This window comes from Sinomonas sp. G460-2, assembly GCF_047759905.1.
Taxonomy (GTDB): domain Bacteria; phylum Actinomycetota; class Actinomycetes; order Actinomycetales; family Micrococcaceae; genus Sinomonas.
Window position 1 is genome coordinate 1 of the sequence record NZ_JBKZWT010000558.1, and the last position, 1,159, is coordinate 1,159.

General features: G+C 65.1%; 2 protein-coding genes. Both read left to right on the top strand.

The genetic code is table 11. The annotated features are described in order from the left end of the window. The first annotated feature begins 311 nt into the window (after positions 1–311). Complete coding sequence (locus ACLN58_RS22420) at positions 312–962, top strand: TetR family transcriptional regulator (RefSeq protein WP_415857411.1); 651 nt, start codon at positions 312–314, stop codon at positions 960–962. 22 nt (positions 963–984) lie between these two features. Next, on the top strand, positions 985–1,159 hold a 175-nt coding region (locus ACLN58_RS22425; protein ID WP_415857412.1), incomplete at its 3' end, for an SDR family NAD(P)-dependent oxidoreductase.

Here is a 1,159-nt window from a genome sequence, read left to right on the forward strand (position 1 = left end):
CTACGGAACGTCACTTCCCCCGCGCATCATCGACTCTCTCAGTGCCCGCGCCGCCGCGGCGACGACCACCCGCGATCCACACGGGTCCCGGTCCGAGCGCGCCTTGCCGTGGGCAGGGCTGTGACGGGCTCAAGGCGCCCGCCAAGACCGCGCTCCGGCTCCCGCCAACAGCACCGGAGCGCCCACTAAAACAGAATGGCTCCACCTTTTTGTGCACGAGACAAGAGGAAGACTCGGTCGAAGTTGCGGCAATCTTGTCCACATGAATCGTAATCTTGTGGGTTCTTCAGATTTCACGTAACCTAAATCACATGCAGCAGGGAACCGGGACACGAGGCCGCTACGCGAAGACGGCCGAACGGCGCGCGGCCGTAGCGCGCGCGGCCCTCGACATCGTCACAGAGAAGGGCCACAAGGCCCTGACGACGGCGGAAGTCGCCTCGCGGGCGGGAATGAGCGAGACCGCACTGATGTACCACTTCCCCACCCGGGACCACGTACTGATCGCCGCCATGGAACTCTCCGATGAAGAGAACATCTCTCGGCTCACGGCCGAGTCGATCGCCAACGAGCTCTCCACTGGAGACTGGGACCCCGCCGGCGCGGCGCGCCTTGTCCTCACCGAAGACAAGACCATCCGCCTCCTTCTGGCCCTCGAGGCGGAGGCACCCAACCCGGAGCACCCCGCGCACCAGTACATGAAGAAGCACAACGAGAACGCGATACTCACCACGGCCGCGAACATCAAGCGCCGCCAGGCCGAGGGCCGCGCCCATCCCGCGCTTGACCCCGTGAGCACCGCCCGGCAGATGATGGCCGTCTGGAGCGGGCTGAGGGCGCAATGGCTCATCGACCCCTCCTTCGACTTCGCGAACCAAGTCGCGGTGGCGTTCCGCGCGCTGACGGGCGAGGCCCTCATGGACACCAGGAAGAAGATCGAACGTCTCATCGCCTCGGTCTGACAGCACCAGAGCAAGGGAACTCATGACAACTGAAGCACGCTTTGCCGGCAAGACAGTGATCGTCACCGGCGCAGGCTCGGGAATCGGGCGGGCCACCGCAACACGGCTCGCCCATGAGGGCGCCCGACTTGTGGCCACAGACATCATTCCGGATCGTCTCGACGAGCTGAAGGCCTCGCTGCCTGGGCTCGAGGTGA

Excerpts from the sequence above, each read along its gene's own strand:
- ACLN58_RS22420 (WP_415857411.1), top strand. The coding sequence starts at position 312 with ATGCAGCAGGGAACCGGGACACGAGGCCGCTACGCGAAGACGGCCGAA.